This is a genomic window from Streptomyces sp. 11-1-2 (assembly GCF_003595545.1).
GTDB lineage: Bacteria > Actinomycetota > Actinomycetes > Streptomycetales > Streptomycetaceae > Streptomyces > Streptomyces hygroscopicus_B.
The window spans coordinates 6339773-6365193 of record NZ_CP022545.1 but is presented as its reverse complement, the minus strand read 5'-3'; the positions used below and the strand labels follow the sequence as shown (position 1 = coordinate 6365193).

Annotated in this window: 23 protein-coding genes; 14 read left to right on the top strand and 9 right to left on the bottom strand. The window is 70.3% G+C overall.

Going from position 1 to position 25421, the window contains the following annotated elements:
* Positions 1-3 precede the first annotated feature (3 nt).
* Positions 4-1320 (bottom strand): glutamate-1-semialdehyde 2,1-aminomutase, encoded by a 1317-nt coding sequence (gene hemL / locus CGL27_RS27090; protein WP_119990596.1) that lies wholly within the window; start codon positions 1318-1320, stop codon positions 4-6.
* Between the two features lie 116 nt (positions 1321-1436).
* Between hemL and CGL27_RS27085 the strand changes: the two genes are divergently transcribed.
* A complete protein-coding gene (locus CGL27_RS27085; RefSeq protein WP_237299092.1) occupies positions 1437-1988 on the top strand; it encodes a hypothetical protein in 552 nt (183 codons plus the stop codon).
* A gap of 39 nt (positions 1989-2027) precedes the next feature.
* Here the strand turns inward: CGL27_RS27085 and CGL27_RS27080 are convergent, their stop codons facing one another.
* Entirely contained in the window at positions 2028-2564 is a 537-nt protein-coding gene (locus tag CGL27_RS27080; RefSeq protein ID WP_119990594.1) for a DinB family protein, read from the bottom strand.
* 116 nt (positions 2565-2680) lie between these two features.
* On the opposite strand from CGL27_RS27080, the gene CGL27_RS27075 reads away from it, so the two are divergent.
* Entirely contained in the window at positions 2681-3013 is a 333-nt protein-coding gene (locus CGL27_RS27075) for a YnfA family protein (RefSeq protein ID WP_078642826.1), read from the top strand.
* Here the strand turns inward: CGL27_RS27075 and CGL27_RS27070 are convergent.
* Positions 3003-4298, bottom strand: coding sequence for a hypothetical protein (locus tag CGL27_RS27070; RefSeq protein WP_119990592.1), 1296 nt, complete (start codon positions 4296-4298; stop codon positions 3003-3005). The two genes, CGL27_RS27075 and CGL27_RS27070, sit on opposite strands and share 11 nt — an antisense overlap.
* A 255-nt stretch (positions 4299-4553) precedes the next feature.
* Here CGL27_RS27070 and CGL27_RS27065 point away from each other — a divergent pair, with 255 nt between their 5' ends.
* From CGL27_RS27065 to CGL27_RS27050, 4 genes are all read left to right on the top strand, one after another.
* Positions 4554-5309: an SDR family NAD(P)-dependent oxidoreductase gene (locus CGL27_RS27065; RefSeq protein WP_078642824.1), complete on the top strand. Its 756-nt coding sequence runs from the start codon at positions 4554-4556 to the stop codon at positions 5307-5309.
* Between the two features lie 205 nt (positions 5310-5514).
* Positions 5515-5751 (top strand): ferredoxin, encoded by a 237-nt coding sequence (locus tag CGL27_RS27060; protein ID WP_119990590.1) that lies wholly within the window; start codon positions 5515-5517, stop codon positions 5749-5751.
* Complete coding sequence (locus tag CGL27_RS27055) at positions 5741-7129, top strand: FAD-dependent oxidoreductase (RefSeq protein ID WP_119990589.1); 1389 nt, start codon at positions 5741-5743, stop codon at positions 7127-7129. The genes CGL27_RS27060 and CGL27_RS27055 overlap by 11 nt, the downstream gene beginning before the upstream one ends.
* Positions 7130-7211: 82 nt before the next feature.
* Positions 7212-8450: a cytochrome P450 gene (locus CGL27_RS27050; protein WP_119990587.1), complete on the top strand. Its 1239-nt coding sequence runs from the start codon at positions 7212-7214 to the stop codon at positions 8448-8450.
* 109 nt (positions 8451-8559) lie between these two features.
* Here the strand turns inward: CGL27_RS27050 and CGL27_RS27045 are convergent, their stop codons facing one another.
* Positions 8560-9753 carry an RtcB family protein gene (locus CGL27_RS27045; protein ID WP_119990585.1) on the bottom strand — a complete coding sequence of 398 codons (1194 nt, stop codon included), beginning with the start codon at positions 9751-9753 and terminating at the stop codon, positions 8560-8562.
* 163 nt (positions 9754-9916) lie between these two features.
* Here CGL27_RS27045 and CGL27_RS27040 point away from each other — a divergent pair, with 163 nt between their 5' ends.
* The 3 genes from CGL27_RS27040 (at position 9917) to CGL27_RS27030 (ending at position 13241) form a co-directional block, all read left to right on the top strand.
* Positions 9917-10849 carry a DUF3558 domain-containing protein gene (locus tag CGL27_RS27040; RefSeq protein WP_240450646.1) on the top strand — a complete coding sequence of 311 codons (933 nt, stop codon included), beginning with the start codon at positions 9917-9919 and terminating at the stop codon, positions 10847-10849.
* Positions 10850-10984: 135 nt separating this feature from the next.
* Positions 10985-11686, top strand: a complete 702-nt coding sequence (locus CGL27_RS27035) for a hypothetical protein (RefSeq protein WP_119990583.1) — start codon at positions 10985-10987, stop codon at positions 11684-11686.
* A gap of 97 nt (positions 11687-11783) precedes the next feature.
* Positions 11784-13241 carry a DUF2637 domain-containing protein gene (locus CGL27_RS27030; RefSeq protein WP_237299087.1) on the top strand — a complete coding sequence of 486 codons (1458 nt, stop codon included), beginning with the start codon at positions 11784-11786 and terminating at the stop codon, positions 13239-13241.
* A gap of 59 nt (positions 13242-13300) precedes the next feature.
* On the opposite strand, the gene lysS is transcribed toward CGL27_RS27030, so the two are convergent.
* The gene (gene lysS, locus CGL27_RS27025) at positions 13301-15052 is read right to left on the bottom strand and encodes a lysine--tRNA ligase (protein WP_078647572.1); all 1752 of its coding nucleotides are present in this window, start codon (positions 15050-15052) and stop codon (positions 13301-13303) included.
* Between the two features lie 156 nt (positions 15053-15208).
* On the opposite strand from lysS, the gene argS reads away from it, so the two are divergent.
* Positions 15209-16996, top strand: coding sequence for an arginine--tRNA ligase (gene argS / locus CGL27_RS27020; RefSeq protein WP_119990581.1), 1788 nt, complete (start codon positions 15209-15211; stop codon positions 16994-16996).
* 93 nt (positions 16997-17089) lie between these two features.
* Here the strand turns inward: argS and CGL27_RS27015 are convergent, their stop codons facing one another.
* The gene (locus CGL27_RS27015; RefSeq protein ID WP_119990579.1) at positions 17090-18586 is read right to left on the bottom strand and encodes an alpha/beta hydrolase; all 1497 of its coding nucleotides are present in this window, start codon (positions 18584-18586) and stop codon (positions 17090-17092) included.
* Between the two features lie 207 nt (positions 18587-18793).
* On the opposite strand from CGL27_RS27015, the gene CGL27_RS27010 reads away from it, so the two are divergent.
* Positions 18794-19390 (top strand): hypothetical protein, encoded by a 597-nt coding sequence (locus CGL27_RS27010; RefSeq protein ID WP_119990577.1) that lies wholly within the window; start codon positions 18794-18796, stop codon positions 19388-19390.
* A gap of 72 nt (positions 19391-19462) precedes the next feature.
* Here the strand turns inward: CGL27_RS27010 and CGL27_RS27005 are convergent, their stop codons facing one another.
* On the bottom strand, positions 19463-20344 hold the full coding sequence (locus tag CGL27_RS27005; protein WP_107439116.1) for a D-alanyl-D-alanine carboxypeptidase: 882 nt from the start codon (positions 20342-20344) through the stop codon (positions 19463-19465).
* 230 nt (positions 20345-20574) lie between these two features.
* On the opposite strand from CGL27_RS27005, the gene CGL27_RS27000 reads away from it, so the two are divergent.
* Positions 20575-21195, top strand: a complete 621-nt coding sequence (locus CGL27_RS27000) for a nucleoside/nucleotide kinase family protein (protein WP_119990575.1) — start codon at positions 20575-20577, stop codon at positions 21193-21195.
* A gap of 146 nt (positions 21196-21341) precedes the next feature.
* Here the strand turns inward: CGL27_RS27000 and CGL27_RS26995 are convergent, their stop codons facing one another.
* Both CGL27_RS26995 and CGL27_RS26985 read right to left on the bottom strand, forming a co-directional pair.
* Positions 21342-22130 carry a phosphotransferase gene (locus CGL27_RS26995; RefSeq protein WP_119990574.1) on the bottom strand — a complete coding sequence of 263 codons (789 nt, stop codon included), beginning with the start codon at positions 22128-22130 and terminating at the stop codon, positions 21342-21344.
* Positions 22131-22633: 503 nt separating this feature from the next.
* Positions 22634-23236, bottom strand: coding sequence for a hypothetical protein (locus CGL27_RS26985; protein ID WP_119990570.1), 603 nt, complete (start codon positions 23234-23236; stop codon positions 22634-22636).
* A gap of 184 nt (positions 23237-23420) precedes the next feature.
* Between CGL27_RS26985 and CGL27_RS26980 the strand changes: the two genes are divergently transcribed.
* Both CGL27_RS26980 and ribD read left to right on the top strand, forming a co-directional pair.
* Complete coding sequence (locus CGL27_RS26980) at positions 23421-24626, top strand: helix-turn-helix domain-containing protein (protein ID WP_162953077.1); 1206 nt, start codon at positions 23421-23423, stop codon at positions 24624-24626.
* Positions 24627-24664: 38 nt separating this feature from the next.
* Positions 24665-25381 carry a bifunctional diaminohydroxyphosphoribosylaminopyrimidine deaminase/5-amino-6-(5-phosphoribosylamino)uracil reductase RibD gene (ribD, locus tag CGL27_RS26975; protein ID WP_119990567.1) on the top strand — a complete coding sequence of 239 codons (717 nt, stop codon included), beginning with the start codon at positions 24665-24667 and terminating at the stop codon, positions 25379-25381.
* Positions 25382-25421 lie beyond the last annotated feature (40 nt).

Genomic DNA, 25421 nt, shown 5'->3' with positions numbered 1-25421 from the left:
CCATCATTCAGTGGCCTCGGCGGCGGCCCGCGCCGCCCCCGGCAGAGCCGCGGCCACCCGCTCAAGCGCCCGCTCGTCATGCGCCGTGGAGACGAACCACGACTCGAAGGCGGACGGCGGGAGATAGACGCCCTGGGACAGCATCGAGTGGAAGAAGGCGGTGAAGCGGAACGACTCCTGCGCCTTGGCCTGCTCGTAGTTGGTGACCTCGTCGCCGGTGAAGAAGACCGAGAACATGTTGCCCGCGACCTGCACCCGGTGGGCCACGCCCGCCTTGGAGAGCGCCTCCGTCGCCATCGCCCGCAGCCGCTCGGAGGCCGCGTCGACCTGTCCGTACGCCGCGTCGTCCAGCAGCCGGAGCTGCGCGACGCCCGCGGCCGTGGCGACCGGGTTCCCGGACAGCGTGCCCGCCTGGTAGACCGGGCCGGCCGGGGCGAGGCGCTCCATGACATCGGCGCGCCCGCCGAAGGCCGCGGCCGGGAAGCCGCCGCCCATGACCTTGCCGAAGGTCATCAGGTCGGGCTCCACGCCGTCCAGCCCGAACCACCCGGCCCGGGAGACCCGGAAGCCGGTCATGACCTCGTCGGAGATGTAGAGCGCGCCATGGTCGGCGCAGAGCTGCTTGAGGCCCGCGTTGAACCCGGGCAGCGGCGGCACCACGCCCATGTTGCCCGGCGATGCCTCGGTGATCACACAGGCGATCTCCCCGGGGTGCGCGACAAAGGCCGCCCGGACCGCCTCCAGGTCGTTGTACGGCAGCACCACGGTCTCCCCCGCCTGCGCTCCCGTCACCCCCGGAGTGTCCGGCAGTCCGAAGGTCGCCACCCCGGACCCGGCCGCGGCCAGCAGGGCGTCCACATGCCCGTGATAGCAACCGGCGAACTTGATCACCTTCGACCGCCCGGTGAACCCGCGGGCCAGGCGGATCGCCGACATCGTCGCCTCGGTGCCGGACGACACCAGGCGCACCTGCTCGACGGGGGCGACCCGCGCCACGATCTCCTCGGCGAGCTCGACCTCACCCTCACCGGGCGTGCCGAACGACGTACCGCGAGCGACGGCGGCCTGCACGGCCGCGATGACCTCGGGGTGGGAATGGCCGAGGATCATCGGTCCCCACGAGCACACGAGGTCCACATACTCGCGTCCGTCGGCATCGGTGAGGTACGGACCGTCACCGGACACCATGAACCGGGGCGTTCCTCCCACGGCGCGGAACGCCCGCACCGGAGAGTTCACGCCGCCGGGGGTCACGGCGGCCGCGCGATCGAAAAGCGTCTGCGAAACTGGGGCTGCGTACGGATAGCTCACGCAAGCCATGTTGTCAGAGCCGGACAGACTCCCGCGGCCGGGCGTTTCACAGCCCGAGCGTGGGGGAGGTTGCTGTAACAGAGATCGGGTTGCGCGGTAGTGGCCGCGAGTGGTCGGGTGGAGATATGCATCGCGGTGGCGAACTGGGTGAAGGGACTGACGACCGAGGCGGCCCCGAGCGTGCCCGGCCCGGACGCCATCGGCGGGGCGAGGCGGGCAGGGCAGGCAGAAGCGGGGGCCGCATGGGGGTGACCTACAAGTACTTCGGTGCGCCCGATGGCGCCACCGCGGCCAGGGTCCCCATCTCCATGCGCCCCGAGGAGCTCGGCGGCGATGAACTCGGCCAAGGCATGTTCACGAAGATCAAGCCGGAGACGGTCGCGGCGATGGTCCTCACCGGCATCGAGGGCGTCCCGCTCCACCGGGTCCCCCCGCTCGAACTGGTCGTCCTCCACCCGGACTACGCCGTCGTCAAGCTCCCGATGACCGTCGTCGACCCGCTGCGCGGCGTGGGCGAGGAGTCCGTGGGCGCCGCGGCCTTCATCTGGTCCACGGTCCCCGACCGCGGCGGCCCCCGGGACGCCTTCACGGTCTATCAACTGCTCCATGAGTGGCAGGACTTCAGCCACCGGCTGCACGAGGCGGGGCACCAGGCGTACTGCTTGGTGTGGCCCTGAGGCCGGGGGCCTGAAGCCTGGGCTCTGAAAGCGGGGCCCCTACGTCGCGGACGCGGCGCGCAACAGGCGGAGTTGGCCGATCTCGGTGGCGTTCTTCATCAGCTCGGCGTTCACCCAGGCCGCCATGTGGGCCACGGTGTGCTCGGGGTCCCGATCCCAGGGGAACGGCGCGATGCCGTCCAGGTCCTCCTCGGTGAGCCGTCCCAGCACGGCCGTCCACGCCGCCCGCAGACCCCGCAGCCATCCGATGGCCGCCTTACCGTCGCCGGGCCAGGTGACGTCGGTCCGCTCCCGCGGCCTCCGTCCCTCCGCGTGGTCGATGGTCACGCTCCACCACCAGCCGATATGCCAGCTCAGCCATCCGATGGTGGGGACGGGCACGGGATTGGGCTCGGTCTCCGCCCAGTCCGGCACCCACGCCCCGTCAGCGCCCTGCCGCACCGTCCAGCAGTGGGCCGCGGGCTCCCACAGGAAGTCCCCGGGCTCCAACCGCTCCAGGTGGTACTCGAAGAGCGACCAGGTCAGGTCGAACTGCCAGCGCAGTAAGGCACATCGGGATGTCGTCGACGTCGTCATCGGCCGACCCTGGCACACGGCCGGATGCGCGCAAAGGGAATTTCGGCCGACGCCCGGGGCTCGGGCGGGCCATGGGTGTTCGTTCAGGTTTCATGATCGGGCCGTACCCTTCCCCCATGCTCACCGCACGTTCCATCGCTCTGTTCGCCGTGGCCGCGCTCCTGGAGATCGGAGGCGCCTGGCTCATCTGGCAGGGCGTACGTGAGCACAGGGGTTGGGCGTGGATCGGCGCAGGGGTCATCTCCCTGGGCGCCTACGGGTTCGTGGCAACGCTCCAGCCGGACGCGGAGTTCGGCCGCATCCTCGCGGCGTACGGCGGCGTTTTCGTCGCCGGATCGCTCGCCTGGGGCATGGTCGCCGACGGCTACCGGCCCGACCGCTTCGATGTCATCGGAGCGCTGATCTGCCTGGCCGGAGTCGCCGTGATCATGTACGTGCCTAGGCGGTAACCATCGGCCGGCCGTGGCCGCCCTTGCCCTCGTGGTCACCGTGGTCGTCCTGCTTGCCGTGGTCACCGTGGTGGTCGTCCTGCTCCTGCTCCTGCTCCGTACCGAGGACGCAGCCGGTTTCCGGGTCGATGAAGACGGTCGTGAGGGTGTGGTCGCACTCGACCTCCACGACCCACACCTTCTTGCCCTCCTTCTGGTGCGGGTCCTTGTGCTCGTCCTTGCGCTGCTGGTCCTTGCGCTGACCGTCGTGGTGCCGCGGGTCCTTGCGGTCGTCCTTACGGTCGTCCTTGCGCTCGTCCTGGTGGTTGCCCTTGTGGTGCGGGTCGTCCTCGGGGCAGTCCACCAGCTCGGCGTTGACGGCCCGGCCGCCGACCTCGCACTCGGCGATCTCGATCGCCTCGGCGATCGTCACCGGGTCGTTCTTCTTCGCGTCCTGGTGCTCCTTGTTCTGCTTGTTCTGCTTGTTCTCCTGGCCGTGGCGCGCCTGGTCGTCCTCGTGGGCGGGAACGGTGACGGGGCGCACGGCGCCGCGGTCCTGGGCCTCCTCAGCGGGCTGGGCGGCCTGCTGCGGCTGAGCCATCTGCTCGGTCTGCGCTGCCTCCTGCGGCTGGGCGACCTGCTCCGGCTGAGCCGCCTGCTGCGGCTGCGCGGCCTGCTCGGGGCGCGCCATGCTGCGGCCCTGGGGGCCGTGCCAGATCTTCCCGGGGAAGTAGTGGCTCATCTCCGGGCGCCCGTTGTCGTCGCGCCGGCTGTTGTCCTGGCTGCCGCTCTCCTCCTGGCCGCCGTTGTTCTCCTTGTTCTCCTGGCCGCCGTTCTCCTTGTTCTCCTGGCCGCCGTTCTCCTCGCCTCCGTTCTCCTTGTTCTCCTGGCCGCCGTTGTCCACCTGGCGCCCATGGTCGTCACGACCGCTGTTCATGTTCGCGTCGTAGCGGCCGCTGCCCTCGTGCTGGCCACTGTCCTCGCGCTGGCCACTGTCCTCGCGCTGGCCGCTCTCCTCGTGCCGCCCGCCCTCGTCGTGACGGCTGCCCTCGTCGTGACGGCTGCCCTCGTCGTCCCGGACGTGGTCGTGGCGGCCGTTCGGGTCCTGATGCCCGTTGTCGTCGTGGCGGCCATTCGGGTTCTGGTGACCGTTCTCGTGGTGCCCCTTGCTGTCGCCGTGCGCCCGGTCCTGGTGGCACTTGTTGCTCGGCGACGAGTGCGGCTCGGGGGTGCTGCCCGCGGCCCATGCGGTTCCCGGAGCGCCGGTGACCAGGGCCGCAGCCGCGATGGCACCCGCTGAGGCCACGCCCCAGCGCCGGAAAGAACGACGAGACCGCTGAAGGAATCTGCTCTGCTGCGTCATTACCTGAATTCACTCCTTGGGCATGGGTGCTCCATTACCGGCGCCGCGCCGGACGCATTGCACCCTTCCCCGAGCCCAGGGCCCGCTAGCGGATTCCGATCTTCAGTCCCCCGGTTGGAGGTAAATCAGGCCGTCATATCCTGCGTATGGATCATGCGCAGGCACCACCGTTTGCGCCACGTCGTCACAGGAGGGCCGATGACCACCCGTACCGCAGTCATCACCGGCGCGAGCAGCGGGATCGGCGCCGCGACCGCGCGCCGCCTGGCCGCCGCCGGATACCGCGTCGTCCTCGCCGCCCGCCGTAAGGAGCGCGTCGACGCGCTCGCCGCCGAGCTGACCGAGGCGGGGCACGAGGCCGAGGCGTACGTCCTGGACGTCACCGACCGTGCCGCCGTGGAGTCCTTCGCCGCCGCTCTGGACCGCTGCGACGTCCTGGTGAACAACGCGGGCGGCGCGGTCGGTGCCGAGCCCGTCGCCACCGCCGACCCGGCCGACTGGCGGGCGATGTACGAGGTCAATGTGGTGGGCGTGCTCCAGGTGACCCAGGCGCTGCTGCCCGCCCTCACCGCCTCCGGCGACGGCACGATCGTCGTGCTGTCCTCCACGGCGGGCCAGGTGGCGTACGAGGGCGGCGGCGGGTACGTGGCGGCCAAGCACGGCGCCCACGCCATCGCGGCCACCCTGCGCCTGGAGCTGTGCGGTGAGCCGGTGCGGGTGATCGAGATCGCCCCGGGCATGGTCAGGACGGACGAGTTCGCGGTGAACCGCTTCCGCGGCGACGAGGCCCAGGCCGCGGCCGTCTACGAGGGCGTGGCCGAGCCGCTGACCGCCGATGACGTGGCCGACACGGTCGAGTGGGCGGTCACCCGCCCCTCGCATGTGAACATCGACATGATGGTCATCCGCCCGCGCGCCCAGGCCGCCCAGCACAAGGTCCACCGCGAGCGCTGAGCACGTTCGCGAGCGCTGAGCACGTTCGCGAGCGCTGAAGCGCGTTTCGAGGCTGCTGAGCCCGTTCGCGAGCCCTGAGCCCGCGAACGGGCGGCAGGTAGCCGACGGCTCCGCCGTCCGCCCGTCTGACCCGGTGCATGTGCGCCGTGCCGGGGGCTCTCCGATGCTGGGAGAGACCGTCACCTCGCGGTGAAGCGGAGGCGTCATGAGAGTTGTCGTCGATCTCAACCGGTGCCAGGGCTACGCACAGTGCGCCTTCCTCGCGCCGGATGTGTTTGCGATGCACGGTGAGGAAGCGCTGCTGTACGACGGGCAGCCCGACGACACGCGGCGCCTGGACGTCCTGCGGGCGGAGGCGGCCTGTCCGGTCAAGGCCATCACCGTGGAGGGCGCGGGAGCGGCGTGGACCGTGGAGGGGGCGGGTGTCTCCGATGGCGGTTGACGGTTCCCTGGAGCGGCTCAGGCGCGAGGGCCGCATCGTCGTCGTGGGTGCCTCCCTGGCGGGGCTGCGGGCCGCCGAGACGCTCCGGGAGGAGGGCTTCACCGGCACCCTCACCATGATCGGTGACGAGCCGTACGAGCCGTACGACCGTCCGCCGCTGTCCAAACAGGTGCTGCTCGGCAGGGTGCCGGCCGACCATACGGCCCTTCCCCGGAGCCGCGCGATCGAGGCGCAGTGGCGGCTGGGTGCCGCCGCGACCGGCCTGGATCCGTCGGCCAAGCGGGTGGCTCTCGCCGATGGCACGTCGGTGGAGTACGACCGGCTGCTGATCGCCACCGGGGTGCGCTCCCGCCCGTGGCCGAACGAGCTGGAGGCCGGTCTTGACGGCGTCTTCGTGCTGCGGACCAGGGACGACGCCACCCGGTTGAGACACCGGCTGAAGGCCGGGCCCAGCCGGGTGCTGGTGATCGGTGCCGGATTCACCGGCTCGGAGATCGCCTCCGTCTGCCGCGAGCGGGACCTGCCGGTCACCGTCGCCGAACGCGGCCCGGCCCCCCTGTCGGGCGCCCTGGGCAGCGTGATCGGCGACGTGGCCGCCGAGCTGCAGCACCAGCACGGCGTCGACCTGCGCTGCGGGGTGATGGTCACCGGGCTCGAAGGCGACGGTGTGGGAAGGCTGCGGCGGGCCCACTTCTCGGACGGCGGCACGGTGGACGCGGAGGTGGCCGTCGTCGCCCTGGGGGCGACGCGCAACACCGAATGGCTCGCGGGATCCGGGCTGGCCGCGGGGCCTCGCGGGATCGCCTGCGACGCGGGCTGCCGGGCCTTCGACGTACGGGGCATCGTCGCCGACGATGTGTTCGTCGCGGGAGACGTCGCCCGCTCCCCGCATCCGCTGTTCGGCTACCGGTTCCTGTCCCTGGAGCACTGGGGCAACGCGGTCGCGCAGGCCGAGGTCGCGGCCCACAACATGATCTGCCGCGGTGAGGAGCGCCGCCCGCACCTGTGGACGCCGTATTTCTGGTCGGCCCAGTTCGGCGTCAACATCAAGTCCGTCGGGGTCCCGAACATGGCCGACCAGATCATCGTCAGCCAGGGGTCGCTGGGCGAACACCGCTTCACCGCGGCCTATGGCTACCAGGGCCGCGTCATCGCCGCCGTCACCTTCGACCAGGCGAAATGGCTGGAGTTCTACCAGCGGCAGATCGAACAGGCCGCGCCCTTCCCCCCGCCGTTCGCCACCGTCGACCGGCGGACCGAAGGCATGCGTCCGGTGCCGGCCGGATTCCCCGACCCCTCGGTGCCCACCCACGGCCCCCAGGTCACCGTGAGCGGCTACTCCCCGACCGACCAGCGCGTCACGTTCACCCCCGCCTGACACGGACGCCACGCCTGACGCCGGCAGCACCGGCTCCCGGAAGGACAGCCGGCCCGGAAGGCAATCCCGGAAGGAAACCACCATGACGTCGGTCGCACTCCTGGGCCAGATCCTCGACTACGCCAACCGCGCCGACCCCTACCCGCTGTATGCCGAACTCCGCAGGACCCCCGTGGTGCGGGACGAATCGGGCCCCTACCTGGTCAGCACCTACTGGGAGATCCACAGCCTGCTCCATGACCCCAGGGTCAGCTCCGACGTCCGCAATCTCGCCCCCGAGGCGAAGACCGCCCCCGCCATCGAGGACCCCGACCTGCCGCCGAGCTTCATCAGGCTCGACCCTCCCGACCACGACCGCCTGCGCCGGCTGATCATGCGGACGTACGGCCCCCCGCACGCCCCCCGGCGCGTCTACGGCCTGCACGGCGAGATCTCGGGAATCGTCTCCGAACTCATCGACCGCTTCGAGGGGCGGGACCGGATCGACCTCGTCGACGACTTCTCCTACCCCTTCCCCGTCACCGTGATCTGCCGCCTGCTCGGCGTCCCGCAGGAGGACGAGCAGCGCTTCCACGGCTGGGCCGACACCGTCGCCACCGCCGTCGAGCCGCTCGTCGGCACGCCCGAGGAGCAGCAGGCCCACGTGCGGGCCGTCCGGGAGGCCCGGCACCAGCTCGCCGAATACCTGTCGGGCCTGATCGCCCAGCGCCGCCGCGCACCCCGGGAGGACATGATCTCCGCCCTGGCCACCGACCGCGGAGCCGACGAGAGCCCGATGTCCCTGCCCGAGATGCTCAGCAACCTGACGCTGCTGCTGATCGCCGGCCACGAGACCACCGTCAACCTCATCACCAACGGGATGCTCACCCTGCTGCGCCACCCCGACACCCTCAAGCGGCTGCGTGCGGACCCCGACCTGGTCATCCCGCTCGTGGAAGAACTGCTGCGCTTCGAACCGCCCGTGCAGTTGCTGCCCGAGCGCACCACGCTCGACGACATCGAGATCGCCGGTACCACCATTCCCCAGGGCGCCTCGCTGTGGCTCGTCCCGGCCTCCGGGAACCGGGATCCCCAGCGCTTCTCCGAGCCCGACCGCTTCATCCCCGACCGCCCGGACAACCAGCACTTCGGCTTCGGCAGCGGCATCCACAACTGCATCGGCTCGCCCCTCGCCCGCCTCGAGGCACAGGCCGCCCTGGCCGAACTCGTCCGCCGGCTGGACAACCCCCGCCTGGTCGAGGACCCGCCCCCTTACCGCCACAACGCCGTCCTCAGAGGCCCCCGGCATCTGCCCATCGCCTTCGACGGCCTCAGCCGATAGCGCGGGGCATCACCCATGGAACACCCATGGACAAGGCGGGGCCCCCGAACCGTCGCCGGTCCGGGGGCCGTTGATCCTGTGCGGTCCCCGGGTCCCGGGGTCCCGGGCCTCAGCCCTTCACGCACACGACCTGCTTGAGCCTCGCCACCACCTCGACGAGGTCCCGCTGCTGGTCGATGACCTTCTCGATCGGCTTGTAGGCCCCCGGGATCTCGTCCACGACGCCGGAGTCCTTACGGCACTCCACGCCCCGCGTCTGCTCCTCCAGATCCCGGGTCGAGAAGCGCTTCTTCGCCGCGTTACGGCTCATCTTCCGGCCCGCTCCGTGCGAGGCCGAGTTGAACGACGCCTCGTTCCCCAGACCGCGCACGATGTACGAACCGGTGCCCATCGAGCCCGGGATGATCCCGTAGTCCCCGCTCCCGGCGCGGATGGCGCCCTTACGGGTCACCAGAAGGTCCATGTGCTCGTAGCGCTCCTCGGCGACGTAGTTGTGGTGGCAGCTGATCACCGGCTCGAAGACCGGGCGGGCCTTCCTGAACTCCTTGCGCACCACATCCTGGAAGAGCGCCATCATGATCGCGCGGTTGTACTTCGCGTACTCCTGCGCCCAGAAGAGATCGTGCCGGTATGCCGCCATCTGCGGGGTGTCCGCGATGAAGACGGCCAGGTCGCGGTCGATCAGACCCTGGTTGTGCGGCAGCTTCCGGGCCTGGCCGATGTGGTACTCGGCGAGCTCCTTACCGATGTTGCGGGAGCCGGAGTGCAGCATCAGCCAGACCGAACCCTCGTCATCGAGGCAGAACTCGATGAAGTGGTTACCGGACCCGAGCGAACCCATCTGCTTGACGGCGCGCTCCTGACGGAACTTGACCGCCTCGGCCACTCCCCCGAACCGGCTCCAGAAGTCGTCCCACCCCGCCGTCGGAAACGCGTGCAGCCGCCCCGGGTCCACCGGGTCGTCGTGCATTCCGCGCCCCACCGGGATCATCTGCTCGATCCGGGACCGCAGCCGTGAGAGATCCCCCGGAAGGTCGTCGGCGGTCAGCGATGTCTTGACCGCCGACATCCCGCAGCCGATGTCCACGCCGACGGCCGCCGGGCACACCGCGCCCGCCATCGCGATCACCGAGCCGACCGTGGCACCCTTCCCGTAATGCACATCCGGCATCACGGCGAGGCCCTTGATCCAGGGCAGCGTGGCGACATTCCGGAGCTGCTGCATGGCCACGCCCTCGACCGTCGAGGGGTCGGTCCACATCCGGATCGGCACCTGAGCGCCGGGCACCTCGACATACGACATGATGTACTCATTCCCCCGTAAAAGACAGAAAACGCAAAAGCCGGACCAATGCCCCATAGGCGGCAGGCGACCGGCAGGCACGGCAGTGCGTGCGATAGACATTGTCTCCAGCCGCCGCCCGCGGGCGGCAAGGAGTTTTCCGTCGTTCGAAGGGACACCGACAGTGCAGCCAGCGCAGCGAAGGGCGTACGGACGGCGGGCCACCCCGGCCGTCGCCGTGCTCATCACCGTGCTCGCCGCCGCGGGGCTCGGCGGATGCACCGGCTCCGATTCGTCGTCCGGCCCGGATGACGGCGCCTCCGGCGACTCCGGGGCGAACGTCTCCGCCGAGCCCGGCCGTTACCGCACCCTGCCCGAGGCATGCGGCGCGGTCAGCCGTAAGACCCTCCAGACCCTGCTGCCGGGCGCCGAGCAGGACGACAAGGTGTACGACGGCCAGGCCGCCGTGACGTATGACATAGACCGGCGGGACGGCTGCCGCTGGAAGGTGGAGACCACCAGCGGCACGCGCTACCTCACGATCGACTTCCAGCGCGTCGTCTCGTACGACCCCTCGGTCAGCGATGACGACCGGGCGCAGGAGACCTACGAGAAGAAGGCCGCCGCCGCCGACATCCCGGACGCCCCGACCGCCCCCTCGACCCCCTCCTCCAGCTCGCAGAGCGAGGGCGGCGCGAGCGGCGACAGCAGTTCCACCGCCTCCCCCGGCACGAGCTCCGGCGAGCCCGGCAAGAGCGGTAAGGGCGGCACGAGCGATGAGGCCGACAAGTCCGACGAGCCGGGCAAAGGCACCGATACCCCCTCCGCGGGGGGCGACGCGAGCGGCGAAAGTGACGAAAGTGACACCGCCTCGAACGACACCGCCCCGCGCCGGCTGGACGACCTCGGTGACGACGCCTTCCTCAACGACGAGCTGATCACCAAGGACTCGGGTATCCACCGCGATATCACGCTCGTGTTCCGGTCCTCGAATGTGATTGCCACCATTGAGTACGACCAGTGGACGACCGACAAGAAGCACATTCCCAACAGCCAGGGACTGCAGGAAAACGCCCAGGACTTGGCCGATGAGCTGACCGGTCGCCTCAACGAATAGCGGGTTCCGGTCACCCCCTGCGGGCACCGCGCTCAGACCTCGGAAATTGGGACGCCCGCGCGTCGGCCGCGTACCGTGCCGACTAATGACGCGGGCGGTACGTCCGCCCATCGACAGAGAATGAGCGAAGGACCCATGCACCGTTCAGCCCCGCGACTCGCCCGAATACTCGCCTGCGCGACCGTACCGATGGTGCTCGTCGCCGGCTGCTCCTCCGGCCCGGACGAAAAGGACGAAAAGAACACCGGCGGCTCGGCGAGACCCGGCTCGCCCAGCGCCTCACCCACCGTCGCGGCCGCGAAGTTCAGCAAGCTGCCCGATGTGTGCACCACCCTTTCCGGGAAGACGGTCGACCAGCTCGTCCCCAAGGCGCAGAACAAGAAGGGCAAGGCCCTTCCCTCGGCCGACACCAACACGTCCGCAAGCTGCCTGTGGACCGGTCTCGACGGCTTCAAGTACCGCTCGCTGACCGTCTCCCTCAAGCTGTTCCGCTCCGACCCGGGGCTCGGCTCCGGCGACCGGCGCGCCGGGGAGTACGCCGCCCAGCAGGCGAGCAGGGCCGCCACCGGCAAGGTGACCGACCCCAAGACCGAGAAGGCCGCGGGCATCGGCGACGAGGCGACCTCGGTCAGCTCCAAGGAGAAGAAGGACGGCGACGAGTTCCGCAACCAGACGGTGGTGACCCGCACCGCCAATGTCGTCATCACCGTCCAGTACGACGGCGCGGGCTATGAGAAGGAGAAGACCCCCGACGCGGCCGCGCTGCTCAAGGACGCCAAGTCCGCCGCCAAGGAGGCCGTCGGCGCCATCGCGAAGGGCTCCCAGAGCGGCACCTGATCCCCCGACACGACCCCTTCCCGCCCACGGGCCTTGACGTGTATGCGACGCTGAGGCCGCTGTTGTTGAAGACGGGGAGGGGTCGCGGGTGGCCGCGATGCAACTGACACGGACGCACCGAATACTGGCCGGGGTGGTCGTCACCGGGGCGGTGGTGATCGCGGGGATCGGCTTCGCCGGTTCCTACGCGGCGGTGCGCGATCTCGCCCTCGACAAGGGCTTCGGCAAGTTCTCCAATGTCTTTCCGATCGGTATCGACGCGGGGATCGTGGTCCTGCTCGCGCTGGATCTGCTGCTCACCTGGATCCGGATCCCCTTCCCGCTGCTGCGCCAGACGGCCTGGCTGCTGACCGCGGCCACCATCGCCTTCAACGGCGCGGCCGCCTGGCCGGACCCGATCGGCGTCGGCATGCACGCCGTGATCCCGATCCTCTTCGTCGTCTCCGTCGAGGCCGCCCGGCACGCGGTCGGCCGGATCGCCGACATCACCGCCGACCGGCACATGGAGTCGGTCCGCATCACCCGCTGGCTGCTCGCGCCGGTGCCCACCTTCCGGCTGTGGCGCCGGATGAAGCTGTGGGAGCTGCGCAGTTACGACGAGGTCATCAGGCTGGAGCAGGACCGGCTGGTCTACCAGGCCCGGCTGCGCGCCCGCTATGGGCGCGCCTGGCGCCGTAAGGCGCCCGTGGAGTCGCTGATGCCGCTGCGGCTGGCGCGGTACGGGGTGCCGCTGTCGGACACCGCCCCCGCGGGGCTCGCGGCGGCCGGTCTGGAGCCGTCCGCGGTGTCGGCGACGGCGCTTCCGCGGGGCCGGACCGACGCGGCGGACGGGGTGGGGGCCAAGAGCGCCTCCCCGGGGGCCCAGCCGGGCCCGTACGGCCCGCCCGGGGCCCTGGAGAGTGCGGGCGGCACCGGCGCCGCCGACGCCCCGCAGCAGCACCCCCAGCCGCCCCAGACGCAGGAGCTGCCGCTCTCGCTGCCCCTGCCGGTCTACCAGCAGCCCGCCGGGCAGGGCCACGACGGCCGGAACGCCGTGCCGTTCGACCCGGCGGCCGCCGCCCATCCCGCGCCGGTCGAGCAGCAGCCACAGCAGCCCCAGCAGCCGCAGTACGAGCAGGCCCCCCAGCCGCAGTACCAGCAGGTCCCGGGCCAGGCGACGCAGTTCGAGCAGCAGTCCGGGCAGCAACAGCCCCAGCTGACCGTGCCGGTCGGGCCCGGCGGCCGGGTGCGACCGCTCGGCGGTGAGGGCGTGGGCAGCCATCAGGGCGTGTACGTACCGGAGCAGCGCGAGCCGGAGCGGTACGCGTACGAGGAGCAGCCGGGGCAGCCGGGGCAGCCGGTGAACCAGCTACCGGACGACGTCCCGCGCGAGGAGGTCTACTACGCGACCTTCCGTCAGTTCCTCGCCGACCACAGCCGGTACCCCTCCGCGTACCAGTTCGGGCAGCGGCTGCGCGACTCGTACGGCGTGAGCGACCTCAGCAACAGCGAGCTGTCCGCGTACGTCGAGGACTTCAAGGAGCGCGTCCGCCTGGAGCGGGAAGCCATCCCGTAAAGCCGAGGGCGCCGGGCGGCAGCCGTAAGGCCGCCGCCCGGCGCCCGGGAGCGGAGAGGTCAGGCCGCGAGCAGCTTGCGCACCCGGTCCGCCCCCACCGCCAGCAGCAGCGTGGGCAGCCTCGGGCCGGTGTCCCGCCCGACCAGCAGGGTGTAGAGCAGCGCGAAGAACGACCGCTGGGCGACCTTCAGCTCCGGCGTCGGCTTGGCGTCCGGCGCCAGCCCCGCCTGGATCTTCGGCACTCCGTAGACCAGCGTGGTGAGACCGTCCAGCGACCAGTGGTCGTCCAGGCCGTCGAGCAGCAGCCGCAGCGACTCCCGCTCGGTGTCGCCCAGCGCGGCCAGCCGCTCGGTGTCCGGCTCGTCCCGGACCCGGGTGCGCTGGTCGGCCGGGACCTGGGTGGTGATCCAGCGCTCGGCCTTGTCGAGCCGGGGCCGGGTCTCCTCCAGGGACGTGACCGGGTTGCCCGGGTCGAGGTCGCTGAGGATGCGCAGCGTCTGCTCGTCATGGCCGGTGGTGATGTCCACCACCGAGGCCAGCGTGCGGTACGGCAGCGGGCGCGGGGTGCTCGGCAGCTCGCCCGTGGAGGTGCGGGTCGCGCGGCCATAGGCGGCCACGTCGGCGGGCTGGGCCGTGGACTCGGCGATCTTGCGCTCCAGCGCGTCCCACTCGTCGTAGGTCCGCTGAATCTCCTGGTCGAAGGCGATCTTGAAGGACTGGTTGGGCCGGCGGCGGGCGTACAGCCAGCGCAGCAGCGGCGCCTCCATGATCTCCAGGGCGTCGGCCGGGGTGGGCACGCCGCCCTTGGACGAGGACATCTTGGCCATGCCGCTGATGCCCACGAAGGCGTACATCGGGCCGATGGGCTGCTCCCCGCCGAAGACCTCGCGGACGATCTGGCCGCCGACCACATAGGACGAGCCCGGCGAGGAGTGGTCGACGCCCGAGGGCTCGAAGACCACGCCCTCGTACGCCCAGCGCATCGGCCAGTCGACCTTCCAGACCAGCTTGCCCCGGTTGTGCTCGGTGAGCAGGACGGTCTCGCCGTGGCCGCACGCGCAGGTGTAGGCCAGCTCGGTGGTCTCCTCGTCGTACGAGGTCACCGTGGTCAGATCGCGGTCGCAGACCGAGCAGTAAGGCTTGTACGGGAAGTAACCCGCGCCGCCCGCGCTGCCGTCGTCCTCACCGGCCGCGCCCGAGCCCTCGGCGGCGGCCAGCTCGGCCTCGTCGACCGGCTTCTGCTGCTGCTTGCCCGGCTTCTTCGCGCCTGCCTTCTCCTTGGTGCGGTACCGGTCCAGGACGGCGTCGATCTCCCGGCGATGGCGCATCGCGTGCAGGATCTGCTCGCGGTACGCCCCCGAGGTGTACATCTCGGTCTGGCTGATGGGGTGGAACTCGATGCCCATCTCGCGCAGCGCCTCGGCCATCGGCACCTTGAAGTGCTCCGCCCAGTTCGCATACGGCGATCCGGGCGGGGCCGGGACCGAGGTGAGCGGCTTGCCGATGTGCTCGGACCAGGAGGGGTCGATCCCGGCCGGGACCTTGCGGTACCGGTCGTAGTCGTCCCAGGACAGGATGTGAACGCATTCATAGCCCCGGCGCCGGATCTCGTCGGCGACCAGGTGCGGGGTCATGACCTCGCGCAGATTGCCGAGGTGGATCGGGCCGGACGGGCTGAGACCCGAGGCGCAGACGACAGGTTTGCCCGGGGCGCGGCGCTCCGCCTCGGCAATGACCTCGTCGGCGAATCGGGAGACCCAGTCGGTCTCGGTGCTCTGAGCCACGGTCGGCACTTCCTTCCTAGCGGTCATGGCATCGCCCATTGTCCCAGACGGAACGGACCCCTCCGGCGTTGCCCACAGGGCCTGCCGGGCGGGCCCGGGTTATCCACAGGCCGGGGAAATCGTTGGACCCGCCGTGAAATACTGGGGTGTCCATACCACCACTATCGGAATGGCACCTCATCTATGGCATCGGTCCCTTCCCTCGCCGCCACCGTCCATCAGCGCGTCGTGGACGCCCTCTCGGCTGCCCTGCCGGAGGCCGGCTCCGCGGACCCGCTGCTGCGACGAAGCGACCGGGCCGATTTCCAGGCCAACGGGATGCTGGCGCTGGCCAAGAAGCTCCGGGGAAACCCCCGTGAGCTGGCCTCCAAGGTCGTGTCGCACCTTCCGGTCGCCGCCACCTCGGCCGACCCCGATCCGGTGATCGCCGACATCGAGGTCTCCGGCCCCGGCTTCCTCAACATCACGATCGCCGACTCCGCGATCACCGCGACCCTCGCCGCCCGCGCCGCCGACGACCGCCTCGGCGTGCCGTTCGCGCAGGCGCCCGGCACCACCGTGATCGACTACGCCCAGCCCAATGTGGCCAAGGAGATGCACGTCGGCCATCTGCGCTCGGCGGTGATCGGCGACGCGGTGGTGCGGATCCTGGAGTTCGCGGGCGAGAAGGTGGTCCGCCGCCACCACATCGGCGACTGGGGCACCCAGTTCGGCATGCTCATCCAGTATCTGATCGAGCACCCGCATGAGCTGGACCACAAGGACGCCGCCTCCGGCCAGGAGGCCATGTCCAACCTGAACCGGCTGTACAAGGCCGCGCGGGCGCTCTTCGACTCCGACCCGGAGTTCAAGGAGCGGTCCCGGCGGCGGGTGGTGGATCTCCAGGCGGGCGACGAGGAGACCATCGCCCTGTGGCGGAAGTTCGTGGACGAGTCGAAGATCTACTTCTACTCGGTCTTCGACAAGCTGGACATCGAGATCCACGACCCCGATGTGGTCGGCGAGTCGGGTTACAACGACATGCTGGCCGAGACCTGCCGGCTGCTGGAGGAGTCCGGCGTCGCCGTCCGTTCCGAGGGTGCGCTGTGCGTCTTCTTCGACGACATCAAGGGCCCCGAGGGCAATCCGGTGCCGCTGATCGTCCAGAAGTCCGACGGCGGTTTCGGCTATGCGGCCACCGACCTCTCCGCGATCCGCGACCGGGTGCAGCATCTGAAGGCCGACACCCTGCTGTATGTGGTGGACGCCCGGCAGTCGCTGCACTTCAAGATGGTCTTCGAGACCGCCCGCCGGATCGGCTGGCTCAATGACCAGGTGCACGCCGTCCAGCTCGCCTTCGGCACCGTCCTGGGCAAGGACGGCAAGCCGTTCAAGACCCGCGCGGGCGAGACGGTGCGGCTGGAGGACCTGCTGGACGAGGCCACCGAGCGGGCCGCCGCCGTGGTCCGGGAGAAGAGCGAGAAGCTCGGCCTCACCGAGGAGGACATCCTCGAGCGCGGCGCCCAGCTCGGCGTCGGCGCGGTGAAGTACGCGGATCTGTCCACCTCCGCCTCGCGTGACTACAAGTTCGACCTCGACCAGATGGTCTCGCTCAACGGCGACACCTCGGTCTATCTGCAGTACGCGTACGCCCGGATCCAGTCGATCCTGCGCCGCGCCGAGGAGGGGCAGCGGACGGTGGCCCACCCCGAGCTGCAGCTGACCAAGGCCGAGCGGGCGCTGGGCCTGCACCTCGACCAGTTCGGGGAGACGCTGCGCGAGGTGGCCGCCGGGTTCGAGCCGCACAAGCTGGCCGGGTATCTCTACCAGCTGGCCTCGCTCTACACGACCTTCTACGACCAGTGCCCGGTCCTGAAGGCCGAGGGCGGCCCGTCCCAGGTGGAGAACCGCCTCTTCCTGTGCGACATCACGGCGCGGACGCTGCGGCAGGGCATGACGCTGCTGGGCATCCGCACCCCCGAGCGCCTCTGAGCCGGCCGACCGTGAAGCGCCCCGCCCCTGCGACAGGGAGCGGGGCGCCTCGTATTCATCAGGGGCTCTCGGCGTTCCGCAGCCGCGCGTTCCTCACCGGCAGAGCACATCGTGCTCCGGCCGCTCACCCTTCAGCAGGAAGTCCGTGACCTTCCGGTCCGCGCAGGCACTGCCGTTGTTCACCACATAGGCCGCGCCATGCCCCATCGCGTCCACGCTGACCATCCGCGCCCGGTCGCCGTAGGCGCGCCGCAGGTTCAGCGCCCCGCTGTACGGGGTGGCCACATCACGCTTGTTCTGCACCAGCAGGACGTTCGACGGGCCCTGGTCGGTGATCCGCACCGGCTTGTCCCGCGGCGCGTCATGCCAGAACGAGCAGGGCGTGACGTTCACCGGCATGCCCGCGGTGAGCGGGTGGCTCTTACGGCTGGCGGCCACATCCCGTGCGTACTCCGGCAGGGACGTGGGCCACTCCACGTCGTTGCAGATGGTCGCGAGGGACACGGCCGCCGCGTCCTGGGGCGGGTCGGCCGGTGCCGCGCCGGGCGCCTTACCGGCGTCCGCGTCCACGATCAGCTTGGCCAGGTCCTCGAAGTCGTCCCGGGAGTACAGGGCGTTCAGCATGCTCTGGCGCAGTGCGTTGCCGTTCAGCTCGGGCGGGTTGGCGCCGGGCCACGGCAGCGGCTTCGCGTCCAGCCGGGCGGCGAGGTCCAGCACCCGCCGGCGCACCCCGTCGGGGGTCTCGGCGAGCCGGACGGGGCTGTTCGGGGCGGAGGCCCAGGCGGCGAAGTCGGGGAAGGTGTCCTCGACGCCGACGGCGTAGTTCGCCAGCCAGCGGCGCTCGACCCGCTCCGGGTCCGGGTCGTCATTGCTGTCCAGCACCCAGCGGTCGGTGTGCTCGGGGAACAGCTGCGCGTAGACGGAGCCCACGTACGTCCCGTAGGAGACGCCCCATGCGGACAGCTTCCGCTCGCCGAGCGCCCGGCGGATGCTGTCGATGTCCCGCGCCTCGTTGACGGTGCTGATGGTGCGCAGCAGCTCACCGCCGTTGCGGGCGCAGGTGTCGGCGATGCGGCGGCCGGTGGTGACGTTCTGGGTGATGTCCCCGCCGGGGGCGGGCCAGGGGCGGGAGGCGAGCAGCGACAGATCGGCGGTGTCCAGACCGCATCCGGTGTGGGTGGACCGCCCCATGCCGCGCGGGTCGAAGCTGACGATGTCATAGGCGTCCCGCACCGATTGCGGCAGCCGTTTGCCGTATGTGGTGGGCCGCTCCAGCCCCGTCGATCCGGGGCCGCCCGGGATCAGCAGCAGGGTGCCCCGGCGGGCCTGCGGCCGCTCGCTGGGGATACGGGATACGGCGAGGGAGATCCGCTTGCCGCCGGGGTCGCGGTGGTCCAGCGGCACCTTGAGCGTGGCGCATTCCTGCCGGGGGTCGAGCCCGGTGCCCTCGCAGGCCCCCCAGCCGAGCGCGGTGGTGGTCGAATCGGCCAGCGGTCCCGGGGTCGCGTCCGCGGACGCGCTGCCGAGGAGGGATGCGGTGGCGGCGGTGGCGAGGGCCAGCGCGGCGGTTCTGCCGGTCGTCGGTCTCATGTGCACAAGCCTTGTCGAACCGGCGTCTGCCTCCCATCCGGGCAACCGGCCGACCCGTCCGGGGGATAACCCCCGACGGAGCGTCAGGCGTACCGCCGCGCACGTAGCATTCGCGACAGATTCCCCGGACCGGGACAACCTCTCGCCGTCCCGGCCCGTCCAACCCCGTGAATCACCTGTCATCAACAGAACATTGGGGGCTTGACCATGCGACGGTGGGGGACCGCACTCGCGGCGATGGTGCTCGCGGGCGGCGCGCTGGCGGCGACGGCGGGGGCGGCGGGGGCCGTCACTCCGGCCGCGGCCAAGTCGGCGGCCAAGACAGCGGCCTGTGAGACCGGCTGGGGCAGCGGCGAGAAGACGGCCCAGCCGGCGGGCCACACACCGCTGGGGAGCATCCGGACCGGCCGGCACGCCTGCTACGACCGCATGGTGTTCGACGTGAAGGGCGCCACGGCCGCCGATCGCGTCGGCTACCGCGTGGCGTACGTGGACACCATGTACCAGGACGGCTCGGGCGAGGAGATCCCGGTCGGCGGCGGGGCGATTCTGGACATCCATGTGGCCGCGCCGAGCTACGACCCGGGGACCGGCGGGGAATCGTATCCGGGGCGGGCGCGCAAGCCGCTGCCGGGGGTGGACGTCGCCGGGTACCAGACCTTCCGGGACACCCGCTTCGGCGCCAGCTTCGAGGGCGAGACCCAGGTCGGCCTGGGCGTGCGCGCACGGCTGCCGTTCCGCGTCTTCCAGACGGACGGGCGGGTCGTGGTGGACGTGGCGCACTCCTGGAACGCGGTGCGCTGAGGGTGACGGCGAAGGGCCTGCCCCACGGCCGTCCGGCCGTGGGGCAGGCCCTTCGCCAGCTCGGGCTCGGCCTTACTGCTTGAAGCCGTAGTCCATGATCTTCTTCGCGTCCGCCGTACGGTTGTCCACCGAGGAGGAGGCGAGGACGGTACCGATGACCGTCTTCCCGTTCCGGGTGGCGGCGAAGACCAGGCAGTACTTGGCCTCCGGACCCGAGCCGGTCTTGACGCCGATGGTGCCCGAATAGCTGCCCAGCAGATTGTTGGTGTTGGTCCACGACATATAGCGGTAGCCGCCGCTCTTCGTGGTCACCTTCTGCTTGGTCGACTTCGTCTTCACGACCGTACGGAACGTGGAGTACTTCATCGCGCTGCTGGCCAGCTTCGTCAGATCGCGCGGCGTCGAGTAGTTGGCGCCGCGCCCGATGCCGTCGAACGAGTCGAAGTGGGTGTTCGTCAGCCCGAGGGACTTGGCCGTGGTGTTCATCTTGCCGATGAACGACTTCACCCGCGCGGCCCGGGTGGAACCGGTGCCGAACTTGTCCGCCAGCGCGTACGCCGCGTCACAGCCGGACGGGAGCATCAGCCCGTACAGCAGCTGGCGGACGGTGACCTTGTCGCCGACGATCAGCTTGGCCGAGGAGGCCCAGTTGTTGTCGACGATGTAGTCGCTGTACGCCTTCTGGACCGTGACCTTGGCGTCCAGGTTGAGATTCGGCTGTGCGAGCACCACCCGGGCAGTCATGATCTTGGTGGTGGAGCCGGTGGACCGACGGGTGTCCGCGGCCTTGGTGAACAGGCTCTTTCCCGTGCCGTTGTTCATCACGAACCCGCCCTTGGCGGCGATCGTGGGAGTAGCGGTCGTCGCGGCCTGCGCAGAGGCGGTGAACGCCCCCGCCGTCAGCACGGCTCCAGCGGTGATCGCGACCGCGGATACGCGACGTAGACCCTTCATGCCGGTTTTCAACGTGAATATCTCCCAATGCCCCATGCGTGCGGCCACATCGCAGGGCCGCTCTCTGATGTGACGCCTGAAAGGGGTCAAGGGATGTGCCCCTCTGCCGAGATTTCTGGAAATTCGCCCGGCTGCACGCCTGCCCTCCCCCTCACCGCCGGCCGCGGGGGCGGGCCGCAGGCCGGATAGTGGATCGTGCCCATTCCCGAAAGCCACCGAAAGCGCCCGCCATGACTTCCCAGCAACTCCTCGACCGCGCCCAGCGCCTGGCCGACGCGGGCGGTCGCCGCCTGCTCGGCATCGCCGGACCGCCCGGGGCCGGTAAGACCACCCTCGCCGAGTACCTGGTCGACGCCCTCGGCGCCGACCGGGCCACCCTGGTGCCGATGGACGGCTTCCACCTCGCCGACGCCGAGCTGCGCCGGCTCGGCCTGACCGGCCGCAAGGGCGCGCCGGAGACCTTCGACCCGTACGGCTACACCGCGCTGCTGCGGCGGCTGCGGGCGCCGCGCGCCGAGGAGGTCGTCTACGCGCCGGGGTTCGACCGCGAGCTGGAACAGCCCGTCGCGGGCACCATCCCGGTGGCGCCGGAGATCCCGCTGGTGATCACCGAGGGAAACTATCTGCTGCTGGACGAGGCGCCCTGGCTCCCGGTCCGCGAGCTGCTGGACGAGACCTGGTGGGTCGACCTGGACACCGAGGAGCGGGTGCGCCGGCTGATCGACCGCCATGAGCGGTTCGGCAAGCCGCGCGAGGTGGCCGAGCGCTTCGTCCTCACCTCCGACGCGGCCAACGCCCGGCTGGTCGCCCCCGGGCGGGCGGCCGCCGATTTCGTGGTCAGGGGCCGGTGACGACCGGCGCCTTCGGCCTCGGCCCCGACTCGCCGGACGTTCATGAGGCGAGGGTGCGCCAGCCGTGGTGGAAGTCCCCGGTGGCCCCGGCCACATCCCGACTCGTCATACGCGTCGCCGCCCCCGTTCATGGGGCGGCGACGATCTCAACCGAGCAGGTGCCGGAATCGCTCGTTGCTCGGTTCCGCACTCCGCGCCCCAACCGTCGCGGCCCAGTGCCGACACGTGGCGGACACGAACGCTCCAACAGCGTGCTCACTCGCCCGCCGCCAGCTCGCGAATCCTCGCAGCCACGCCAGTGCGTCCCCGGGCGGCTGCCCGCATTCCATAAGCCGTACGGCGGTGTTGGCCGGATCCACCCAGGCTGGGCCGATCGCGGGCATGGCCCAGTCCACGACGTATGCCTCACCGCCGGTGTTGCCGATCAGCAGGTTGTGGGGATTGGTGTCCGTGTGCAGCAGATGATTCCCCGCGAGAGCTTCCGCCTCGTCAGGCTCCAAGAACTTCCGCAACCTGTCGGCGAATTGCGGAATCGGAAAATCCGGGATCTTCAGGTCCTGCATACGCTTCATGATGAACGCCACGGCATCCAGGTCATTCGAGCCCGGCCCAAGGTCCGCGTGCCGACCGTCGACGTAGACGAACGCCAGAGCCGACCAGCCGCCCGCGTCGAATCGGTAGCGGACGGTGGGGCTGATGCCTCCGACTGCCCAGTTGATCCGCTCCTCGCATCGCAGAGCCGCCGTCCCGGGCTCGTCCGTCTCACGCACGCCCTTGAAGAACAGGCGACCGTCGTACGCCGTGTCCAGGATCAGCGCGACAGAACAATTGAGACCGTCCTGGACTTCCACTGTCGCGCTCACCTCTCCCGTGCGCGTCTCCACGGCACTGCGCAGTTCGACCGGGAGGTCATCCCATGTGACGCGCTCGATCACGTCATTTCTCCCTTGGATACGCGGTCGGGGTGCCGGTCTCCCGGCACCCCTTCCGGCTTTGGCGGTCTACTGCGTGGCGCCGCACTTACGGCAGCGGACCTTGCCGCTCCAACCGACCCAATCGTGATCGCACTCGCTCAGAATATGCCGCATCGCATTCCTCTCCATTGGTGTTCCCGCATGTGCCAACCCGTCCGGCTGCCGCCCGCTACGCAGCCAGCCGAACGGGGGTCCTGGGGTGGGCCGCTAGCCCGTGCACTCCGGCGCGGCTTGGGCCGACGCGGGCGACTCGGAAGGCGTAGAGAGCGGTCCTACGCGTCGGCGGGCCTCCTGGTGACAGTCGCAGTCGCAGCGGACCGTCATGATGAGGTCGCCGCGCTCCTGGCCCGGCCGGGGCGGCAGTCGTACTTCATGGGGGCCACGGCATTCCCCGTGCAGGACCGCGTACTTGGGGCGCGCGACGGCAAGGCGGCATTCTGGCTCCAGATGGCGGGCAGAAGCGGTCATCCGGGCCGTCCCTCCTGCCTGGTCCGACTCGCTGAGGTGAGGGTGTGCGGGCGGAGGGGTCCCGGGTAATGGGCGGCGTGCTTGGGGCAGGCGTAGATCGTCACGCCACCGACACTGCCGCTGTGTTCCATCGCGACCGGGGTCGGTTCGTCGGTGGGCAACTGGCAGCGATAGCAGAGCTGGCGGATCTCGGTCGCGGGGCCCAGGACTTCGGAGACCGCCTGAGCCAGGGCCTCGTACAGCGGCCGGATGTCGGTCAGGTGCCGGCCGGGGCCGAGGGGCACCCGCCAGTAGCTGTGGTGGTCAGCCGTCCAGGCAGCGGGGGGCACACCGAGGAGCGTGGTCTCGTCGGCCAGCGCGGCGAGGACGCGTACCCGGCGCAGGCACCAGCTCCGTGCGGTGTCGACTCCGATCAGCCAGTACAGCTTGCCGTAGAGGTCGTCCTGGATGACGGCACCCGACTCCCGGCCGAGCAGTTCCAGCGCGCGGTCTCCGACAGCGGCGGGCGCGGACACGGCGTCCCACCAGCGGCCCACCGGTAACGCTTCGACCTCCTCGGTGTTCGGCGGTGTCCACGGCGCGGGCTGAGTAATCGTCATGAAAGGTGCCTCCGATGGAGCGTCTGGCCCAGTGCATCCAGACAAACGCTGCTCCCGGACTGCCGTCCCCAGCGCATGCGGCAGACGCTGTGCGCATGCAGAACCTGCATACGCATGTGCACGGGTCGCTACTGTGGGTATTTTCCCTTTCCAGTCACGCCACCGCAGATCAGGACTGGTTATGATGCAGTCAGCAAACCACCGCAGTGCGGGTGAGGCCATCGCGGCCGCCCGCCGGGAACGTGGTTGGACCCAGCAGCAACTGGCCGCGATGTGCGGGTACAGCCAAAGCACCATCAGTCGCCTGGAGCGCGGCCGTCAGTCGGCTCGCGACATCGGTGTGCTCGCACTCGTCGCCGATCGGCTTGGCATGGTCCCCTCTGAGGTCGGGCTGGCCGGAGTCGCACCGCACAACGCCGGCGTGAACCGTCGCGGCTTTCTGGGCACAACCGCAGCAGCCGGTCTCGGTCTCCTTCCCACTCCGGCCGGATCCGGGGCCCACCGCCCGGTCAATCCGGCCGTCGTTGATCACCTCCGCCAGCTCCGCGTCACCCTTGTCCAGTCGGACGGGTTTTACGGACCGCACTCCGCCATCAGCGCCGTCCATGACCACCTCACCGTCATTGAGCAGCAGTTGCTTCCTGCGGCCACCGGCACCCTCCGTCGGGACATCCTCCAAACCGGCGCGGAATGGGCCGAGTTCGCCGGCTGGCTGTACGAGGACCTCGGCCGCCCGGACCAGGGCCTATGGTGGTCCGACCGTGCGATGGAATGGGCGCAGGAGGCCGATGATCCGGTACGGCAGGCATTCATTCTGATGCGCAAAGCACAGCAGTCCGTCAGTCTGATGCAGCAGCAGCGAGCGGTGGGACTGGCTGCGGCCGCGCTGAGGGTACGTGGCAATGTGCCCTCACGCGTCCGGGCCTCTGCCCACCTCCAGGCGGCGCATGGCCATGCGCTCATCGGCGACGAACCAGCGGCCCTTCGCGCACTCGACGCTGCCCAGGTGCTCGTCGACGAAGATGACTCGGTGAGCGAGCAGCTCGGGGGCTACTGCAATCGCTCCTACGCTTGGGCCCAGCGAGCGACCTGCTGTCTCCGCCTCGGCAGACCAGCCGACGCTGTGGCCACCTACCAGCAAGCCCTCCATCGCTGGCCCTCCACATACCAGCGCGAGCGCGGCTTGCACCTGGCCCGGCTCGCCAATGCTCACGCCGCAGACCGGTCACCGGACGCCGCCTGTGCCACCGCCATGGAAGCCCTGGATATCACCCGCGAGACGGAGTCGAGCCGAACTACAGCAGAGCTCCGCCGGGTCATCACCGGCCTTGCACCGTGGCGGCGTACCGCCATGGTGCGGGACTTGTCCGAGGCAGTCGCCGCAGTGTGACTAGGCTGCCCGGTACCAAGATCTGCCGGGAGGGCCTCATGCACATCAGCGAGCTGGTCGGCACGGACGAGTGGCATACCGCCGTAGGGCGGCCGTACGTCGTTTACAAGTACGCGGCCACCTTGGACGGGCGGATCGCCGCAGCGGACAGCACCAGCCAGTGGATCACCAGCGCGGATTCCCGCGCCGAGGTCCACTCGCTTCGCGCAGCGTGCCAGGCCACCGTCGTCGGTTCCGGAACGCAGCAGGCCGACAACCCGCACCTCGCTGTCCGCTCGGTGGTGGACGATCCCAAGCTGAAGGTGGCCGTGCCCGTTGACGAGCAGCCGTGGCGGGTCATCGTCGACAGCAACGCGCGCACGCCTGTTGGGGCCCGTGTTCTGGACGAGGCCGCGCCCACGATCATCGTTGTAGCCGACGACGCTGCCGCGACACACCTGGACGACGTCGCGACCGTCGTCCGGCTCCCGCGTGCCAAGGAGGGCGTGGACCTTCACGCGCTGCTGAGCGAACTGGCGGACCGTGGTGTCCGTGGCATGTTCCTGGAGGGCGGGCCCACGCTCGCCGCGTCCTTCGTCTCGGCTGGGCTGGTGGACCGCGTCATCGCCTACATCGCGCCTGCCCTCCTCGGCCAGGGCAAGAGCGCACTTCAGGGCGGCACCATCGGGACAATGGACGACATCCTGCGCTACGAGCTGCTGGACGTGGCGCGGTCCGGCCCGGACGTTCGGCTGATCGCCCGCCCTCAGCGTTGAAGGTCCAGGAGCGGCTGTTCGCCGTCTCCACCCCTCAGCC